The sequence below is a fragment of the Cytobacillus sp. Bac17 genome, from assembly GCF_024519925.1.
Taxonomy (GTDB): Bacteria; Bacillota; Bacilli; order Bacillales; family Cytobacillaceae; genus Cytobacillus; species Cytobacillus pseudoceanisediminis.
The window spans coordinates 1-18,420 of the sequence record NZ_JALJRC010000016.1 but is presented as its reverse complement, the minus strand read 5'-3'; the positions used below and the strand labels follow the sequence as shown (position 1 = coordinate 18,420).

The 18,420-nt window shown below is 42.4% G+C and carries 18 protein-coding genes; 6 read left to right on the top strand and 12 right to left on the bottom strand.

Features of this window, described 5'->3' with window-relative positions:
- Positions 1–302: 302 nt before the first annotated feature.
- From plsY to NR125_RS17710, 3 genes are all read left to right on the top strand, one after another.
- The gene (gene plsY, locus NR125_RS17720) at positions 303–929 is read left to right on the top strand and encodes a glycerol-3-phosphate 1-O-acyltransferase PlsY (RefSeq protein ID WP_256815844.1); all 627 of its coding nucleotides are present in this window, start codon (positions 303–305) and stop codon (positions 927–929) included.
- A 104-nt stretch (positions 930–1,033) separates the two neighbouring features.
- Positions 1,034–1,693 carry a DUF421 domain-containing protein gene (locus NR125_RS17715; RefSeq protein WP_019380112.1) on the top strand — a complete coding sequence of 220 codons (660 nt, stop codon included), beginning with the start codon at positions 1,034–1,036 and terminating at the stop codon, positions 1,691–1,693.
- A gap of 109 nt (positions 1,694–1,802) precedes the next feature.
- Positions 1,803–2,828, top strand: a complete 1,026-nt coding sequence (locus NR125_RS17710) for an STAS domain-containing protein (RefSeq protein ID WP_009335952.1) — start codon at positions 1,803–1,805, stop codon at positions 2,826–2,828.
- Between the two features lie 177 nt (positions 2,829–3,005).
- Here NR125_RS17710 and NR125_RS17705 read toward each other — a convergent pair whose 3' ends face one another.
- Positions 3,006–3,758 carry a metallophosphoesterase family protein gene (locus NR125_RS17705; protein WP_192908057.1) on the bottom strand — a complete coding sequence of 251 codons (753 nt, stop codon included), beginning with the start codon at positions 3,756–3,758 and terminating at the stop codon, positions 3,006–3,008.
- Between the two features lie 167 nt (positions 3,759–3,925).
- Between NR125_RS17705 and NR125_RS17700 the strand changes: the two genes are divergently transcribed.
- Positions 3,926–4,858 (top strand): manganese-dependent inorganic pyrophosphatase, encoded by a 933-nt coding sequence (locus NR125_RS17700; protein WP_251264835.1) that lies wholly within the window; start codon positions 3,926–3,928, stop codon positions 4,856–4,858.
- 31 nt (positions 4,859–4,889) lie between these two features.
- Here the strand turns inward: NR125_RS17700 and NR125_RS17695 are convergent, their stop codons facing one another.
- From NR125_RS17695 to gatC, 8 genes are all read right to left on the bottom strand, one after another.
- Positions 4,890–5,957: an NAD(P)H-dependent flavin oxidoreductase gene (locus NR125_RS17695; protein ID WP_009335955.1), complete on the bottom strand. Its 1,068-nt coding sequence runs from the start codon at positions 5,955–5,957 to the stop codon at positions 4,890–4,892.
- A gap of 19 nt (positions 5,958–5,976) precedes the next feature.
- Complete coding sequence (locus NR125_RS17690; protein WP_019380116.1) at positions 5,977–6,537, bottom strand: thioredoxin family protein; 561 nt, start codon at positions 6,535–6,537, stop codon at positions 5,977–5,979.
- Positions 6,538–6,708: 171 nt separating this feature from the next.
- Positions 6,709–7,416, bottom strand: coding sequence for an ABC transporter permease (locus NR125_RS17685; protein ID WP_217027471.1), 708 nt, complete (start codon positions 7,414–7,416; stop codon positions 6,709–6,711).
- Entirely contained in the window at positions 7,413–8,261 is an 849-nt protein-coding gene (locus tag NR125_RS17680) for an ABC transporter ATP-binding protein (protein WP_217027473.1), read from the bottom strand. Before NR125_RS17680 ends, NR125_RS17685 begins: the two co-directional genes overlap by 4 nt.
- Positions 8,262–8,389: 128 nt before the next feature.
- Positions 8,390–9,442, bottom strand: a complete 1,053-nt coding sequence (locus NR125_RS17675; protein WP_217027477.1) for a LytTR family transcriptional regulator DNA-binding domain-containing protein — start codon at positions 9,440–9,442, stop codon at positions 8,390–8,392.
- A 165-nt stretch (positions 9,443–9,607) separates the two neighbouring features.
- Entirely contained in the window at positions 9,608–11,035 is a 1,428-nt protein-coding gene (gene gatB / locus NR125_RS17670) for an Asp-tRNA(Asn)/Glu-tRNA(Gln) amidotransferase subunit GatB (protein WP_009335960.1), read from the bottom strand.
- A gap of 12 nt (positions 11,036–11,047) precedes the next feature.
- On the bottom strand, positions 11,048–12,505 hold the full coding sequence (gatA, locus tag NR125_RS17665; protein ID WP_026041578.1) for an Asp-tRNA(Asn)/Glu-tRNA(Gln) amidotransferase subunit GatA: 1,458 nt from the start codon (positions 12,503–12,505) through the stop codon (positions 11,048–11,050).
- A 13-nt stretch (positions 12,506–12,518) separates the two neighbouring features.
- A complete protein-coding gene (gene gatC, locus NR125_RS17660) occupies positions 12,519–12,809 on the bottom strand; it encodes an Asp-tRNA(Asn)/Glu-tRNA(Gln) amidotransferase subunit GatC (RefSeq protein WP_009335962.1) in 291 nt (96 codons plus the stop codon).
- Between the two features lie 223 nt (positions 12,810–13,032).
- Between gatC and NR125_RS17655 the strand changes: the two genes are divergently transcribed.
- On the top strand, positions 13,033–13,419 hold the full coding sequence (locus NR125_RS17655; RefSeq protein ID WP_009335963.1) for a cupin domain-containing protein: 387 nt from the start codon (positions 13,033–13,035) through the stop codon (positions 13,417–13,419).
- 86 nt (positions 13,420–13,505) lie between these two features.
- On the opposite strand, the gene NR125_RS17650 is transcribed toward NR125_RS17655, so the two are convergent.
- Together NR125_RS17650 and aceA are read right to left on the bottom strand one after the other, a co-directional pair.
- Positions 13,506–13,940 carry a YueI family protein gene (locus NR125_RS17650; RefSeq protein ID WP_256815841.1) on the bottom strand — a complete coding sequence of 145 codons (435 nt, stop codon included), beginning with the start codon at positions 13,938–13,940 and terminating at the stop codon, positions 13,506–13,508.
- 206 nt (positions 13,941–14,146) lie between these two features.
- Complete coding sequence (gene aceA / locus NR125_RS17645) at positions 14,147–15,436, bottom strand: isocitrate lyase (protein ID WP_251175368.1); 1,290 nt, start codon at positions 15,434–15,436, stop codon at positions 14,147–14,149.
- Between the two features lie 634 nt (positions 15,437–16,070).
- On the opposite strand from aceA, the gene putP reads away from it, so the two are divergent.
- Positions 16,071–17,540: a sodium/proline symporter PutP gene (gene putP, locus NR125_RS17640; RefSeq protein WP_009335966.1), complete on the top strand. Its 1,470-nt coding sequence runs from the start codon at positions 16,071–16,073 to the stop codon at positions 17,538–17,540.
- 124 nt (positions 17,541–17,664) lie between these two features.
- On the opposite strand, the gene NR125_RS17635 is transcribed toward putP, so the two are convergent.
- Positions 17,665–18,216 carry a cysteine hydrolase family protein gene (locus NR125_RS17635; RefSeq protein ID WP_175502150.1) on the bottom strand — a complete coding sequence of 184 codons (552 nt, stop codon included), beginning with the start codon at positions 18,214–18,216 and terminating at the stop codon, positions 17,665–17,667.
- Positions 18,217–18,420 lie beyond the last annotated feature (204 nt).

Sequence of the window (18,420 nt, the reverse complement as noted above, 5' to 3'; positions counted from 1 at the left end):
ATATCAGCTTCCCTTATATCTATTCGGATTACATTCTTTCTTTTTGAGTGCCGAAACAATCATAATCGAGAGAATTGAATAATTCAATACATTTTTTATAAAAATCTCCCCCAAAAAGCTTTTATTTCCATATTTTTTCATCGCTTAATATTAAAATAATGATTAATTTCCCGCTTCGAACAAAACCATTATATGGTAAACTGTAAGCGATGACTTCAAAGAGGAGGGCAGTGAACATATTTTTAAATAATGGACAACTCTAAACCATTATTGAATATATTGATTGAAAAAGGATGGTTACGATGACATTTCTTATTTACTTGGCAGCGTACCTGATAGGATCAATTCCTACAGCCTTATTGATCGGCAAATATGCCTTTGGGATCGACATCCGTGATCATGGCAGCAATAATCCTGGTGCGACTAATACACTAAGGGTACTGGGCAAAAATGCAGCTATCGTGGTTCTGCTGGTGGATGTGGGCAAGGGAGCAGCAGCTGCAGCATTGCCTGTCATTCTGAACGCTGAGACCGATCCGTTAATGGCTGGGATGGTTGCAGTAGCAGGCCACTGCTTTCCGATCTTTGCAGGATTCCGCGGAGGGAAAGCCATTGCAACCACGGCAGGTGTATTGCTTTTAGCAAATATATGGATGTTTTTGATCGCCTACATTTGTTTTGTCGCAGTCATTTACAGAACGAAGTATGTATTTTTTGGCTCTTTATCGGTGGGTGCATCTTTACTTATCTATTCCTTATTTACCGAAGGCACTGAACATGAACTTATCTTTTCTATTTTCCTATTATTTTTGATTTTCCTTCACCGTTCGAATATTAAAAACTTCATTGATAAAAATGAGCCTAAAATCAATGATAAGCGCCTGAAAAATGACCGCATCCCTCCTAGAGACCAAAAAAAACGAGCCTAATCGAAGCCCTGATCCTGCATTCGGGCTTTTTTTATTATTTCTCACATGAAAGCCGTTCATTAAGCAAATCCTTTGAATAAAAGTGCAGTCAAAGGAGCTTCTATATGTTTTTGATCTTAAAAATATTAAGTCTTTACTTAATCACAATCATGATTATGAGACTGATGGGCAAGTCGACAATTATCCAGATGACTCCTTACGACCTCGTCGCCATCATTATTGTTGGTACAGTTGCCTCTGAGCCTCTTATTAGCACAGAATATTGGCCGACATTAGCAGCATTGGCGATTCTTGTAGGACTTCATATTCTCTTTTCCTATTTGACTTTAAACCAAATTGGCAACCGATTTTTTCTTGGGGAACCGACAATGCTGATTAAAAACGGGGAAATCCTGGAAGACAATCTGGAAAAATCCCACCTTTCCATGACTCAGCTGCTGTCTATCCTAAGAAGCAAAGGCTATCCAAAAATTGCGGATGTGGATTACGCCATTCTCGAGCCTATCGGTGAAGTGAGCATCATACCGAAAGTGGCCAATACGCCTGTTACCGTCGAACATTTAAATATCTCCATTCAGGATGAGGGCCTCCCTATTGCGGTTATTGTGGATGGGAGGATTCAGGCGCGTAATCTCGAGCTGCTGGGACAGACTAAAGATTGGCTTTTAGAGCAGCTGCGGCAAAACAATTTGAATGAGAAAGATATTATGTACGCTTATGTAAATGAAAAGTCAAAAAAATTGAATATAAACAGACGCAGATAATATTCTAAAATAGGTTTAAGGTTTGAAGTTAAGGGTATATAACATTGGTTACTTACTAGACAAATAAAAAGTTACTTAACTATACATATCAATATCAGGGGGTAATGGTATGACAGAAAATAGCCTAGTGCTTGAAACAAAAATTGATGGTTTTGATTTTAATTGGGACCTTGAAAAAGGTCTGTTTAATTTTGAAGGCGATGATGCGGTCCTATTTTGGATAAAATCTGCCATGAAAAGCTTCTTCGATACGATTGAAGAGATCTCTGGAAAAGAAACATCCAGCCTTGTACTTGAGACCACCGGCTTCAGGCAGGGAATGGTAGTAGGGGAATTCTTCAAGGATTTAAAACTTCCGATAGAAGAAGTGGCTAATATCATACCCAGAATATATGCTTCTGCCGGCTGGGGGAAATTCATAATCACTGATTTAGATCCCGCTGCGAAAACCGCCAGGGTCAGAGCAATTGACAGCTGGGAATATAAGATTAACAAAGAACAAGGGAAAAACGAGTCTGGAACATTCCTGCCGGGACATTTTGCAGGAATCTTTTCCGCTGTGTTTGGCACAAGCCTTTGGTATAAAAAAGCAGCTGACCAGTTGGCCGGACAGGATTATACAGAGCTGGATTACTTCCCTTCAAGCGTTACTGTTGAGGAAAATATACACGCTTTGGCAAGGCGAGAGGAATCAAAAAAAATCAGCGAGCTTGAAAAATTAGTGGAGGACCGGACGATTGAATTAAAGCAGCTTGTTAAAGAAATCTCTTCACCGGTTATTCCAGTCCTGGATGGAATCGTTGTTGTCCCTCTATTGGGAAGATACGATGAATTCCGCTCTGAAGAACTCGTGGATAAAACTCTCCACAGCCTTCCGAAGCACCAGGCAGATTGTCTGATCCTGGACTTAACCGGGTTAAATCAGTCCATCAGCTCCTACACTGTCGAATTCTTAAGCAAGTTGGCCGCTGCAGCTAACCTGATTGGCACCGAAACCATTCTGGTTGGCATTTCACCAGAACTTGGCACAAAGATTACGGAAACTAATTTTAACCTTTCTAAATTTAACTGCTTCACAAACCTGCAGCACGGCATTTATTATGCACTGTCCAAAAAAGGCAGGAAAATCTTTTAATAACGGAAAAAGCTGACTCCTCATTGGGAAGTCAGCTTTTTTGAGTTAAATGTGTACAAATTATCTGTATCGTTAATTTCTGCGGATAAAAATTTTTATGTGCTCATAGCCTTGTTTTAAGTGCGGATAATTTTATTAATGTGCGTACAGGTTATTTTAGTCTGTCTTATCAGTTGATTATACTTTCTTAGGAGCCCCCCTATATTTCGCTTCGCGCAGCTCAAGCGCATAGGCCTCAATATTAGGCATACCCATATCCTTGGCAATGCTTATTTCCTTTTCAATATCATAAGGAATCCGGACAATTTCGATTGAGAAAGGCCCAGCCTCTTTCGATAAGTATTCCCCATGCAAAATTGCATAGGTTGCCTGAGGAATATCCAGGGAATTCCCAACGCTTCCTGCATTGAAAAGCGTCCTATGCGGATGGACCGGTTCAATCAAAGCAGCATGAATATCACCATAGCCGACAACATCCGGAATTAGCCCGTCCTCTCCGGCATTAATATTTTCTGTATTCTCAAACATAGCCAGCTTTTCTTCATAAGAATCCCGCATCGGTACAACCCGATGATAAATGCTTTTAGCGGAAGCATGGTAGAGCCTGACATATTTGCCGCTCATATAAAAATCGTGATGGAATGGCAGAGTTCCCAAATAGGCTAACGCCTCTTCCCCAAGCTGTCTCTGATGCCATCTGCCCTCTTCAAAGTCCAGCGGCTTCTGCATGAAATCATCCCAGTTTCCAAGGAGGACCACTTCACAGGTTTCTTTTATCCGTTCAACGGCTTTAAGGGAGTTTGGCCCCTTTCCTATTAAATCACCTAGGCAGAAAATAATCTCTATTCCGCGTTCGCGGATATTGTCCAGCACCGCCTCCAGAGCTGTGATATTCCCATGAATATCAGAAATTATGGCTACTTTCCCCATGTATGTCTCCCCCTTACTATTCTTATTTAATTTCTCCAAAACATCCAAGCTTCCTCTAACAATTGAAAAAACAAAATTTGATTTTTCCCTGTACCGCCATTACATTAGAAATATGGTAAAATAACAGCATGCCAAAACCAACATTACATATAGAAGGAGTAGGATTTATGTCAAAAGTATTTGTATTCGGACACAAAAACCCAGACACTGACTCAATCTGTTCAGCACTTGCTTATGCAGAATTAAAAAACAAATTAGGCGTTGATGCTGAGCCAATCCGCCTGGGCCAGGTAAATGAGGAAACACAATATGCTTTAAATTATTTTAAAGCTGAAGCTCCCCGTCTTGTTGAGGCAGTTTCCAAAGAAGCAAGCGAAGTAATCCTTGTAGACCATAATGAGTTCCAGCAAAGTGCTGATGATATCAGAGATGTGAAAATCCTTGAGGTTATTGACCACCACCGCATAGCGAACTTTGAAACAAGCGATCCGCTTTACTACCGCGCAGAGCCTGTTGGCTGCACAGCAACTATTTTGAACAAAATGTACAAGGAAAACGGTGTAGAAATCAGCAAGGAAACAGCTGGTTTAATGCTTTCGGCCATCATTTCCGATTCTTTGCTGTTCAAATCTCCAACATGCACAGATCAGGACGTTTCAGCAGCACGCGAGCTTGCTGAAATCGCGGGAGTAAACGTTGAAGAGTATGGTCTGGAAATGCTTAAAGCAGGAGCAGATTTAAGCAAGAAGAGCGTGAAAGAGCTAATCTCCCTTGATGCTAAGGAATTCCAAATGGGCAGCTATAAAACAGAAATCGCACAGGTTAATGCCGTGGACCTAAATGACGTATTAAGCCGCCAGGAAGAATTGGAAGCTGCCATTACTGAAAATATCAATAATAAAGAGCTTGACCTTTTTGTTTTTGTTTTAACTGACATCCTTAACAACGACTCAGTTGCCATTTCTCTGGGCAAAGAAGCTGCAGCAGTTGAAAAAGCTTATGATGTAACACTTGAAAACAACAGTGCCGTATTAAAGGGCGTTGTGTCACGCAAAAAGCAGATTGTACCGCCGCTTACTAACGTATTGGCTGGCAAATAAGACAAAGCAGTGCCGCACTGGGCACTGCTTTTTACTTATCCAATAAAGTTTCTGTCCCCATAACAAGTTTTATCATTAGTTCCTTCACTGTTACTTCTTCAGCCAGTGTCACTCCCTGTCCGGCCCATAATGACATAAACTCCGGCTGCTCCAGCTTGGCTGCCTGTTTTCGGATAGGGGCTGTCATATCATTCTGTAATGGATAAGGCAATGTCTGCAGACCTTTCATCTCTTCCATGAACCTGTTGCGAATTCCTCTTGCAAGCTTTCCGGAAAATGCTTTCGTCACAGCTGTCTGATCTTCCCTTGCATTTAATAGTGCATGTTTGTACAGTGAGTGAGCTCCGCTTTCCCTGCATGTAAGAAAAGCAGTTCCCAGCTGGACTCCTGCTGCGCCAAGCATCATAGCAGCAGCAATGCCGCGGGAATCCATTATTCCCCCTGCAGCAGCCACGGGACAACTGACCGCATCTGCTACCTGTGGTATTAGGGCCATGGAACCAATAAGCCCGCTTTCTTCGCTGCCGAAAGTTCCACGGTGCCCCCCGGCTTCAACCCCCTGAGCAATAATCACATCTGCGCCAGCCTCTTCCCATTCCACTGCTTCTTTTACATTGGTTGCGGTTCCAATAATAATCGTACCCTGTTTCTTTAATTCAGAAATAATGGCAGATTCAGGAATGCCAAATGTAAAGCTGCAAACAGGCACCTGTTCCTCCATCAAAACATCAAGCTGTTTTCTGTATAAAGCAGCATAATTCTTTTCTGGCAGAGAAGGTTTTTCCTTCATACCCAGCTCACTGCTGTATCCGGCGAGTACATCCTCCATGCTGCTGATTTCCTCTGCATCCGCCGAAGCCTCACTATCCGGAACAAAGAGATTAACGCCAAATGGCTTATCTGTCAGATTTCGAATCCGTTTTATATCGTTCCTTATTTCATCTGAACTCATATAGCCTGCGCCCATATTTCCAAGTCCTCCACTATTGGATACCCCGCTGATTAATTGCGGCGTTGTCATCCCTCCAGCCATAGGAGCCTGGAAAATAGGATATTTTATATCCAGCATCGCTGTTATGGAATTCTGGTTCCAGCCCATTTAAAACATCCTTCCGCCTTTATTTCCCCGAAACAATAGCATCTACTATACTATCAGCAACAAATTGCCAGATCTTAGAATCCTCCTGATAGGAAGCAGTTAGTCTCCTGTACATGCTCATTTGTTTGTCCTTAAAGTCTTCCGCATTCTGTGCGGGGAGCTTACTTCTTCCATCATCAACCATTTCCTGAACCTGTTTGGCACGAGGTCCCCAAACAGCTTTTTCCTTCCCCGCCTCATCTATAAAAATATAAATCGGTATTGCTCTGGATGTTCCGTTAGTCAAATATTGATCCATCAGCTCAAGATTCTGATCCCTTAAAATAAAACGGACTTCCATCCCTGCTTCCTCTGCGATTTTCAGCAGAATCGGATTATTCAGCATCGCATCTCCGCACCAATCTTCAGTGAGTACAATCACTTTCATGCCAGTGTCCTTAAATTCTGCCAATCTTGCTTTCTCTTTATCTGATAAAGAAAAACGATCGTAAATGCCCATCATTTCATCTTTATTTACTTTCATTCCCCCTATGTATTCATGCAGACTCAGCCCTTTTTGGAACCAATCCAGTAATTCCATTAATCAACACTCCTTTTTTCTAAATGACTAATTACTAATTCTGTATGGCTCCCCAGCATTCCTTCTGATTACTGCTGGCGAATTTTGCAGAAAAACATCTTTTCCTGGGAAATTAGACAAAGAGGCTGTCGGCAAAAAACGAAGGCCGGCGAAAAGCGGCCGGCCTTGTCATCAATCCATCATTCGTTTTTTGTATACGGCGGCCACTAGAGCAAACACAGCAGCAGTCCATACAATTATTGCCGCCAGATGGGACCATACATCCGATAGGCCAGCCCCCGCTTCAACCTGATTAGCCAAGTCAATGAGCTGCAGATTTGGCAAGTACTCAATAAATATTAAAACTGGATATTTATCTATAAAAGGGGTCAAGAACGAGCCAAAGGAAAAAATCATCATAATGGGCAAAATAACAACCGATGCTTCCATTACGGATTTTGTCAACAATCCAAGTAATGTGCCAATTCCAATATAAAAGACAGCAGACAGAATAATAGCCATACCAACTATTATTACATTATCAGGATTATAACCAGTTAAAAATGCAGCTATAATGATAACGGTAATGGTGCTAATAAAGCTCAATAAACTTTTCCCGAATAATATCTCCAGGGTACTTGCAGGAGACAGCATAAGTCCCCTTAATGTATTTTTTTCTTTTTCCTCTGCAATTAGTGAGCACTGCACATAGGCTGCTACTAAACTAAAAATCATATTGATGACCATATAATGTGCATCGATTGCCTCAATACCCATGCGTCCATAAATCGCGGCCATAACAAGGGGCAGGAAGACGGTAGTAGAAACATATAAATTTTTCGAAACATCTTTATAATCCTTATATAAGATGGCCATAGATCGTTTCATTGAAAAAGTCATGCTAATTTCCTCCCTGTTACTTCTACAAAAATATCCCCTAAAGTCGGTTCGTTCGAATAGATGGAAACAATTTTATTTCCAGACATGTAATCATACACAGTTTGTGCTCCGCCCGGTCCTTTATCGACAATTACTTTGCTCCCATCGGTCAGCTCAACAGTCAATGTATGATCGGCAAATTTTCGGCGAAGCGCTTTAGGTGAATCCAGCAATTGAATAGCCCCATTATTTAAGAACGCAACGCGGTCACATAGCGTTTCAGCCTCATTCATATCGTGTGTGGTCAAAAAGATCGTGGTTCCTTTTTCTTTTAAGTCTTTTAAGCCTTTATAAATATGTTTTGTATTTACTGGATCAAGTGCTGAAGTCGGTTCATCAAGAAACAGCAGCTCAGGCTGATGCAAGAATGCCCGTGCCAGTGTCACACGCTGAGTCATCCCTTTTGATAGTTTAGAAACAGCCTTCTTCTTATCATCTATTAAATTGACCATGCCCAGAACTTCATCAATCCTCTTATCCGGTACATCATAAAGATCACAGTACAGCTTTAAATTATCATAAATTGTTAAACGGCTATATAAACCGCTATTATCAGTCAGGATTCCGATTTTCTTACGGTATTCTTCTTTCTTCAGATTGGAAGCATTTACCCCAAATACTAAAGCCTCCCCATCTGTCTGGGCTAATTGAGCGGTTAGAATTTTTATGGTAGTTGTTTTGCCGGATCCGCTTGGCCCTAAAAACCCGAAAGTCTCTCCCTTTTTTACTTTAAATGATACATTTTCCAGTGCTGGCTGATCTGAAAAGTATTTGGCCAATGATTTGACTTCAATGATATTCTCCATTTTCATCCTCCATGCGGTTTGTTTTCTTATGCATTCATCTTAATTCATAAAGAAAACCCCCACATTATATTCCAGATAAAAAGAGCAATACAGAGGCTGAATGGAGCAATACAGAAGTGGAATGGAGCTTACTTTAACCCCAGCATTTCTTTTAACTCCGTCATTTTCCCTTTTGATAAAGGGATTGATGATTTAGAAGCATCATTGAGCACCAGTGTAAAACTATTCCTTGTCCACGTCACGACCTCCCGGACCTTCTGCAGATTAACAATATAAGAGCGGTGGCATCTGAAGAAGCCATAGGGGTGCAGTTTTCTTTCCAGCTCTGCCAGAGTAAATACACTTGGATACACTTCACCTTTAATAAAAATATTGGATTGGCCATCGCTGCTTTCAATGTAATCAATTTCAGGCGGGTCGAATAATACGATTTTATCGTTCACTTTTGTAGGGACTTTTTCGAAGCGAACAGGCTGTACCGCTGGCGTTTCTTCACTCAGCAGACCGGCATGCTGTTCCTGCACCGCTGTATCCGGTTCATCCTGTAAAACGTCAAGCTCCTGCAGACCGGTTTCACCAAGCCTATAAACCTTGTTGGTCACTGCAAGCGCACTCTCCAAATTACCAGTTAGTATTAAAACACCTTTCCCATTTTGATTAAGTTTCCTTATCAATTTTATGAAAACACGCTTTGTTTCCAAATCAATATTTTGGTCTGGCTCTTCAAAAATAAACAATGCAGGGTTCTGAAAAAGCATACGGCCAAAATGGACTCGTCTTTTTTGTGAATAGGATAACTTTCTAACCTGCTGATTTCGCTCTGCATCCAGCTGAACAGCACGCAGCCCTTCTTCTATTGATATTTCCGATCCATATAGGTTCTTATAAAAAGAGAAGTTTTCCTTCGCCGTTAATCTTTCATATAACCCGTCATTTAAAGAGAAGATTCCAATGCCCGTCAAGAATTTGCGTTTGTCTATCGCCGCACTAATTTCATTAACCCTTATTTCTCCATTGGAAATCGGCATTGTCCCCATGAACATACTCAATAATACGTTCCTTACATTTGTATTTGTATGAACTGCTGCGGCCTCGCCCGCAGAGATCTCCAGACTAAATGGAGGAAATACAACTGTATGCTCATCATGCTCTTCTAAATTTGTTATTTTTAAAATGGCCATTTCTAATCACCTGGTTTTTTTAGATTTCATACCTGTAATTATAACGCTGAAGGACATGTAAAATATAGCTTTTCCTGGGAAATAATAGGGGTATTTGTCGAAAGACCGTTTTCTTCAAACAAAAAAGGGGCATGAAACCGAATGATTTCATACCCCGATAAATAGCTATCTTTTCTGAATTTCCTGCTGCAATAATTTGTTGACAAGCGGCGGGTTGGCCTGTCCTTTTGTGGCTTTCATGATTTGGCCGACAAGGAAGCCGATCGCTTTTTGTTTTCCATTTTTGAAATCCTCAATCGATTGCGGATTCGCATCAAGCGTTTCTCCGATAATCTTAAGAAGTGCACCTTCGTCCGAAATCTGAACCAGGCCTTTTTCTTTTACGATTGTTTCCGGATCTCCGCCATTTTCAACCAGTTCTTTGAAAACGGTTTTGGCAATTTTGGAAGAGATGGTGCCATTTTCTATCAGTTTAATCATGCCGGCAAGTCCCTCTGGTGTCAGAGCTATATCTGTCAGCTCTTTTTGTTCAGCATTCAGGTATGCTGACAGTTCACCCATCACCCAGTTGGAAGCCTGCTTTGCGTCAGCTCCTGCTTGGACAGCCGCTTCAAAGAAATCGGATGTTTCTTTCGTGACTGTCAGGACAGCTGCATCATAAGCAGGAAGCCCAAGTTCTTCAATATAGCGGTTCTTTCTTTGGTCCGGAAGCTCAGGGATCTCAGCACGAATGCGCTCTTTCCACTCTTCATCAATATGGATATCAAGCAAATCAGGCTCAGGGAAATAACGATAATCATCCGAACCCTCTTTTACCCTCATTAGAATGGTTGTATTGGTTGCTTCATCATAGCGCAATGTTTCCTGCTGGATTGTACCGCCTGAACTTAAAATCTCTTCCTGTCGTTTCTCCTCATACTCCAGTCCTTTGCGGACAAAGTTAAAGGAGTTCAGGTTCTTAAGCTCTGTCTTTGTGCCAAATTCCTCCTGGCCCACAGGACGAAGGGAGATATTCGCATCACAGCGAAGTGAACCCTCCTCCATTTTACAGTCAGAAACGCCTGTATACTGGATGATGGACTTTAACTTCTCGAGATATGCGTATGCTTCATTTGGCGTGCGGATATCCGGCTCAGACACAATCTCAATCAGCGGGGTACCCTGGCGGTTATAGTCTACAAGAGAATATCCTTTAGCATGAGAAAGTTTTCCTGCATCTTCTTCAAGATGGATTCGCGTAATGCCGATTTTTTTCTTATAGCCGTCGACTTCGATCTCAATCCAGCCATGCTCTCCAATTGGCTTATCGAATTGCGAAATCTGGTAGGCTTTTGGGTTATCCGGGTAAAAATAATTCTTCCGGTCAAATTTGGTGACAGGTGCAATTTCACAATTCAGTGCCATCGCAGCTTTCATTCCGAATTCAACTGCCTTTTTATTAATGACAGGAAGCACTCCAGGGTAGCCAAGATCGACGACCGTTGTGTTGGAGTTAGGCTCTGCCCCAAAATGGTTTGGGCTTGCCGAGAATATTTTTGAATCTGTTTTTAGCTCAACGTGTACTTCAAGTCCAATAACCGTTTCGTATTTCATGATTCCCCCCCCTTACAGTCCCGGTTTTTGCTTATGGAATTCTGTAGCCTGCTCAAAAGCATGCGCTACGCGGTAAACAGTGCTTTCATCAAAATGCTTTCCGATAATCTGAAGGCCAAGCGGCAATCCATCCGCGAATCCGCAAGGTACGCTGATTCCAGGTACGCCGGCAAGGTTTACTGGAATTGTCAGAATATCATTTGCGTACATTGTCAGCGGATCAGATGTATTTTCACCAATCTTAAAGGCAGGAGTTGGTGCTGTCGGTCCAATAATGACATCATATTTTTCAAAAACATTTTCAAAGTCTTGTTTAATCAGTGTACGCACCTTTTGTGCCTTTTTATAGTAAGCATCATAATAGCCTGAACTTAAGGCGAATGTGCCAAGCATGATGCGGCGTTTCACTTCATCACCAAAGCCTTCTGCACGGGTCTTTTTGTATAAATCGATTAAATTCTCAGGATCTGCTGTTCTATAGCCATAGCGTACGCCATCAAAGCGTGCCAGGTTTGCCGATGCCTCAGAGGAGGACAGCAGATAATACGTTGCCAGTGCATATTTCGAATGCGGCAGGGAAACTTCCTCCCATGTTGCCCCAAGTTTTTCTAACACTTTCAGGGCGTCCAGTACTGACTGGCGCACCTCTTCATTCACACCTTCAGCCAAATACTCTTTCGGTACGGCAATTCTCAGCCCCTTTACATCCCCAGTCAAGCTTTCCGCATAGCTTGGGACCTCAACATTTGCTGAAGTAGAATCCATAGGATCCACACCTGAAATTGCCTGAAGCAGATATGCGTTATCTTCAACGGTCCGTGTAATTGGCCCGATTTGGTCCAGAGATGAGGCAAACGCGATCAGTCCGAATCTTGATACTCTTCCATATGTAGGCTTTAACCCAACAACTCCGCAATAAGAAGCAGGCTGTCTGATTGAGCCGCCTGTGTCTGATCCAAGAGAAAATAAAACTTCACCGGCTGCAACAGAAGCAGCAGAACCACCGGAAGATCCTCCGGGAACTCTTTCTAGATTCCATGGGTTTCGGGTTACTTGAAAGCCTGAGTTTTCATTGGATGATCCCATTGCAAATTCATCCATATTCAGTTTACCGATTGTAATGGTTTCAGCATTATGTAATTTGGATGCAGCAGTCGCATCATAAATCGGATCAAAGTTTTCAAGGATTTTACTCGCACTGGTGGTGCGCAGCCCCTTCGTTACGATGTTATCCTTCACGCCGATTGGCATACCGAACAAAAGGCCTTTTGCCTCGTCTGTTCCAATTTTCCCATCCATTCTTTTAGCTGCTTCACGGGCTTTTTCTTCATCAAGCGTCAAGAAAGCCTGTACTTTATCTTCAACTTCACCGATTCGCTTGTACGATTCGCTGACAAGGTCGGTAACCGTGATTTCTTTCTTATGTAAAAGCTGATGAAGTTCCGATACCTTATGGTCAAATAAACTCACCATTTTCCCCTCCCTATTCAATAATAGACGGCACTTTTATATAGCCATCCTGATGTTCCGGCGCATTTTTCAGAACTTCTTCCTGTGGAAGCCCCTTATTTGCCTTATCTTCTCTCAATACATTCTTCATATCAAGAACATGGGATGTTGGTTCAACATGGTCTGTATCAAGCTCATTCAGCAGTTCGGCAAATGAAATCATCTTGTCCAGCTGTTCGGTGTATGCAACAGCTTCTTCCTCAGTCATTGCAAGTCGCGCCAGGTGTGCAACATGCTTAACCTGATCTATTGAAATTCTCGACATTAATGCCACCTCCAAAAATTGAATACTGTCAATGCACAATTATTATGATCATACCAAACTTTCGCGCGTTAAAGCAATACGCGCACGCCAGCTGGCTTAGCAATCTTCTGCTTATTTTACCATGAGTTCAGTGAATTGTGTGTTTGCTTCTCTTTTTAGAGGATAAATGAAAAGCGAAACCGAATAAATGGGGGTTGCGGTAATAAATACAGGAGGTGCGATTATGGAATTTTTCCGATTTGATTTGGATGTCAGCAGGGAAATTGCCCAATTCAGCAGCCACAATGCCAGCATCACCCCGATTATCCGAAACAAAACAGCTACAGTTGGGTGTATCCACCTGAAGGATAATAGTGTTTTAGGCATGCATCCGGCAGCTTGTCCCCAGCTATTTCTCATCGTTGACGGCGAAGGATGGGTTAAAACTGCTGGCGGTGAGCAAATTGCAGTCCAAAAAGGAACCGCTGTTTATTGGTCTGAAGGTGAGGAACATGAATCAGGCTCTTACCTTGGCATGACTGCAATTGTGATTGAAGGTCCTGATTTGGATCCCCATCTGTACCTGAAGGGCCTTCGAATAGATAGTGGAACACCTCGCATGGGCCGGTAAGTGCTGAATTTTGGCCGGTAAATCCCGTATTTCGGCCGGTATTGTGGTGCTTTCCTCTCAAAATAGAGCAGCGCTGAAGACGCTGCTCATTTCCGCTTGAATAGTTTGGCAAATAGGCCGCGCTTTTTTTCTTTTTTTGCTTCTGCTTTGACCGTTTTCCTCTCCACGAAAATTTCCGGTTTATCAATCGCATAGTCATAGGCTAGAACCAGCCCGATCTCTGAATTATGATCTTTATTGGTGACGATTGTATATTCGACCTTATAGGTTGAGGCAAGCTTTATATATTTTGATAAATAGGAGTAGCTCATATTCCCATTTAGATAAAGATGAGCCTTGCTGTTGGCTTTAAGGGCCTCTTCCACCTGCGGATAGATTCCATCTTCCCTTATCTGCGGCTGCTTCAAGGCAATGACCACCCTCTCCCGAAGCGAGCCAAGAAACTTGCGGCGTTCATCAGGCTTGGTCTGCTTTTGTCCATGAATCCCCTGTTGAAGATAATCATCTATATTTTCAGCCAATTGTACATCCTCCATCCTTATATGACTCAATGCTTCCATTGTATTCAGTATTACGTCCTATTTCAAATTTCGCCTATATAATATGTATGTTTTTGCAGCATGTACTGTGCTTGCCCCTTAAGCAAAAAAATACCCCCCTTCCAGGAAGAGAGGTTCAAAATAGGAGAATATACAGGTAAGAAATCAAGTTTACATACGGGTAGAATTTAAGCTTCCTGCTTTTCAGTAAACTGTTCTTCCTCAGTGGATCCTTTCAAAGCAGTTGTCGAGGATGTTCCTCCAGTAATGACCATGGAAACCTGGTCAAAATAGCCGGTACCCACTTCACGCTGATGTCTTGTCGCCGTGTAGCCATGTGTTTCGCTGGCAAACTCGGCCTGCTGCAGTTCAGAGTACGCTGCCATTCCGCGGTCTTTATAGCCGCGAGCCAGTTCAAACATGCTATGGTTTAGCGCATGGAATCCTGCCAAAGTAACAAACTGGAACTTATAGCCCATTTTGCCGAGCTCAACCTGGAATTTTGCAATCGTTTCGTCATCGAGCTTTTTCTTCCAATTGAATGAAGGAGAGCAATTATACGCTAACAGCTTGCCAGGGAATTTTTCATGGATTGCTTCAGCAAAGCGTCTCGCTTCATCAAGATCCGGTTCTGATGTTTCACACCATACCAGGTCTGCATAAGGAGCATACGCCAATCCCCGAGCGATCGCTTGGTCAAGACCTGCCTTTGTACGGAAGAAACCTTCAGGTGTGCGTTCCCCAGTAATGAAAGGTGAATCACAAGGGTCCACATCGCTGGTTATTAAGTCTGCAGCGTTGGCATCAGTCCGTGCGACAATGACAGTCGGCACGCCCATAACATCCGCTGCCAATCTTGCAGAAATTAAATTCTTAACAGCAGTCTGGGTAGGCAGTAAAACCTTTCCGCCAAGGTGGCCGCATTTCTTCTCAGAAGATAGCTGGTCCTCAAAGTGTACTCCGCCGGCACCCGATTCAATCATGCCTTTCATAAGTTCAAATACATTAAGCTGGCCGCCGAATCCTGCTTCCGCATCTGCTACAATCGGAGCGAACCAGTCAATGGAATGATCCCCTTCCATATGATGAATCTGGTCAGCTCGCTGAAGGGCCTGATTAATTCGTTTTACAACACTCGGAACACTGTTGGCCGGATATAGACTTTGGTCCGGGTACATATTTCCGGACAGATTCGCATCTGCAGCAACCTGCCAGCCGCTTAAGTATATGGCCTTCAGCCCTGCCTTAACCTGCTGGACAGCCTGGTTTCCCGTTAACGCCCCTAATGCATTGACGAAGTCTTCTTCATTCACAAGCTTCCACAGCTTCTCTGCACCACGGCGCGCTAATGTATGTTCAATATCAATTGACCCTCTTAATTTAATGACTTCCTCAGCCGTATACGGTCTTTCTACTCCATTCCAGCGTTCATCCATTTCCCAGCTTTCCTGTAACTGACGCACTCTTTCATCTGCCATTTGATTAAATCCTCCTTTTAATTTAGAAAATCATCATTTGAGCAAAATCCCAGTTGCACTGCATTTCTGTATCACAACAGGCATTAAATTATTAGCTGTTATGATATAAGTCTAAGTTGTTATAAAACAATTGATAATCTATGTTTTGTATTATATAACAGAGATTTCTTAATGGGAACCCTTTTTTAAAAAAATTTTCAAAATTTACCGCTAATTCTCTAATCTATCCAATAAAATAGCTCTTTTCGCCAACTTAATTTTATAAATTTAGATGAATAGATATGTTGATATATGTGATATAACAGCAAATTAATGCGAAATAACGTATTTTTATACATTCGTATCTTTATAGCTTACAAGGTTTTTTGTCCCTCAACCTTTATTATGTTATGATAATAAACGTCTTTTCAAAGTGGACCATTCCCCAAACCGATTTTTCCACAAACACAAAACTGCATGTTACTGTATAAAAGGAACTTTTCCACGTATGTTTTAATGGGGACATAAATAGAAAAATGGGGGTGAACATATGGATTTCACTATGGCGACGTGGCTTTGGCTTCTTATTCCAATGCCATTATTGATCGTACTATCAGGCATCTCATATTTTGTTGAAAGGAGAGGATAAATAAGTATGGATATAAATATACCAACTTTAATTGCCATTATTGTTTATCTGGTCGGCATGCTGCTGATTGGCGTGCTTGCAGCCAGAATGACTAAAGATTTATCTGATTATGTTTTAGGCGGACGAGGGCTTGGAGCTGGAGTTGCAGCCTTGAGTGCCGGAGCTTCTGATATGAGCGGATGGTTAATGCTGGGATTGCCTGGAGCTGTTTACTTAGGCGGTATGGGTGAAATATGGCTTCCTATCGGTCTGGCAGCCGGTGCCTATCTGAATTGGCAGTTTGTTGCTAAGCCACTGCGTGTCTACACAGAAGTAGCCAACGATTCGATTACAGTTCCCGGGTATTTTGAAAACCGGTTCCATGATACTTCAAAATTGCTGCGGGTAGTTTCTGCAATCGTCATATTAGTCTTTTTCACTTTCTATACTTCTTCCAGCCTGGTCGGCGGTGCCATTCTATTAGAAAATTCATTCGGGATGGATTATACACTCGCTCTTTGGGTCGGAGCTGCTGTCATTTTGTCATACACATTATTTGGCGGCTTCCTTGCAGCCAGCTGGACAGACTTTATTCAAGGCATTTTAATGTTCTTAGCCTTGATTATCATTCCGATTACAGCGATTCAGGAGCTTGGCGGTTGGAATGAAACACTAGATCAGATCAGCGCGATAGATCCAACACATTTAGATGTTGCTTCAGGAGCCACTTTTGTTGGCGTAGTTTCCCTGCTGGCATGGGGGCTTGGCTACTTTGGACAGCCGCATATCCTTGTCCGCTTTATGGGATTAAAATCAACCAACGACGTTCCAAAAGCCCGCTTGATCGGTATGACGTGGATGGTTCTTTCGTTATTTGGAGCTCTGTTTGTAGGGTTTGCCGGCATCGCCTATTTTGCAGATGCACCGCTTGCCAATTCTGAAACAGTATTCATCATGTTTTCACAGGTACTATTCAATCCATGGGTAGCTGGATTCTTATTAGCAGCCATTCTCTCAGCAATCATGAGCACAGTTGACTCTCAATTGCTCGTTTCTTCAAGTGCACTGGCGCAGGATTTTTATAAATCCATCTTCAGAAGAAATGCTTCCAAAAAGGAAGAAATGATTGTTGGCAGAATTGCTGTACTGGGCATTGCCATTATTGCCATCTTCTTAGGGTATAACCCAGAAAGCAAGGTGTTGGAACTTGTCAGTTATGCTTGGGCGGGATTTGGTGCAGCCTTCGGGCCAGTTATCATCCTGAGCCTGTTCTGGAAGCGAATGACACGGAATGGCGCCCTTGCCGGCATTATTGTTGGTGCCGTAACAGTAATTGTTTGGGCACAGCTTACCGGCGGACTGTTTGATTTGTATGAATTGGCGCCCGGCTTCCTATTTGCAGGTCTAGCGATCATCATCGTCAGCCTTCTGGATAAAGCACCTTCAAAGGAAGTTCAGGAGCAGTACAATCAATATAAGTCTGTCCTTAAAAATTAATTGCAGCAACCCTCTTCCTTTGTGGAGAGGGTTTTTTGTATGTCTGTCGTTTATCCATACAATTACAGGCTTGAGCCGGGAATCAATATTTTGTGTTGCCGGCTTAATTACAAAGCAGGAATCATTAAATTACTTCTGCTCCAAGCGTATTTGCAAAATGCCTTAAGGCCCACTGATGACCCTCCTGATCAAATGAAGCAACAGCATCATTATAAATCACTATTTTAAACCCTTTATTATAAGCATCGACTGCTGTATGAAGCACGCAAATGTCTGTGCATACACCGACCAGGTGCACCTCCTCAACACCGCGTTCCCTCAGTTTTATCTCGAGATCGGTTCCTGCAAATGCAGAATATCTTGTTTTGTCCATGAAATAAACATTTTCAGCGTCTTTGTTTGTTTCATAAATCTGCTGCAATAAACCGTACAGATTTCTTCCCTCCGTGTTCCTGATATTATGCGGCGGAAATAATTTTGTTTCTGGGTGATGGATGTCTCCTTCATCATGAACATCAATGGCAAAAACAGTGAAATGCCCACTCGCGATAAACTCTCCTGTAAGGTCCGCGATCTTCTTTTCCAGCAGCTGTCCAGGCTTACCGCATGTCAGGGCACCGCCTTCCGCTACAAAATCATTTGTGTAATCGATATTAATCAAAGCTTTGTTTGGCATTTTCGCATCACTCCAATCTATAGGCTTATTTTCATCATATACTTCAAAGTCCTGAATATCCAATAAAAAAGGAACAGCAACCAAGTTGCTGTTCCCGCCTCCAATCGGAGGTTTATTAATACATTTCAGAAGTAGTCTTCGCCTGCATATGCAGAAGAATGTAGTCAGGGCCGCCCGCCTTGGAGTCAGTTCCTGACATGTTGA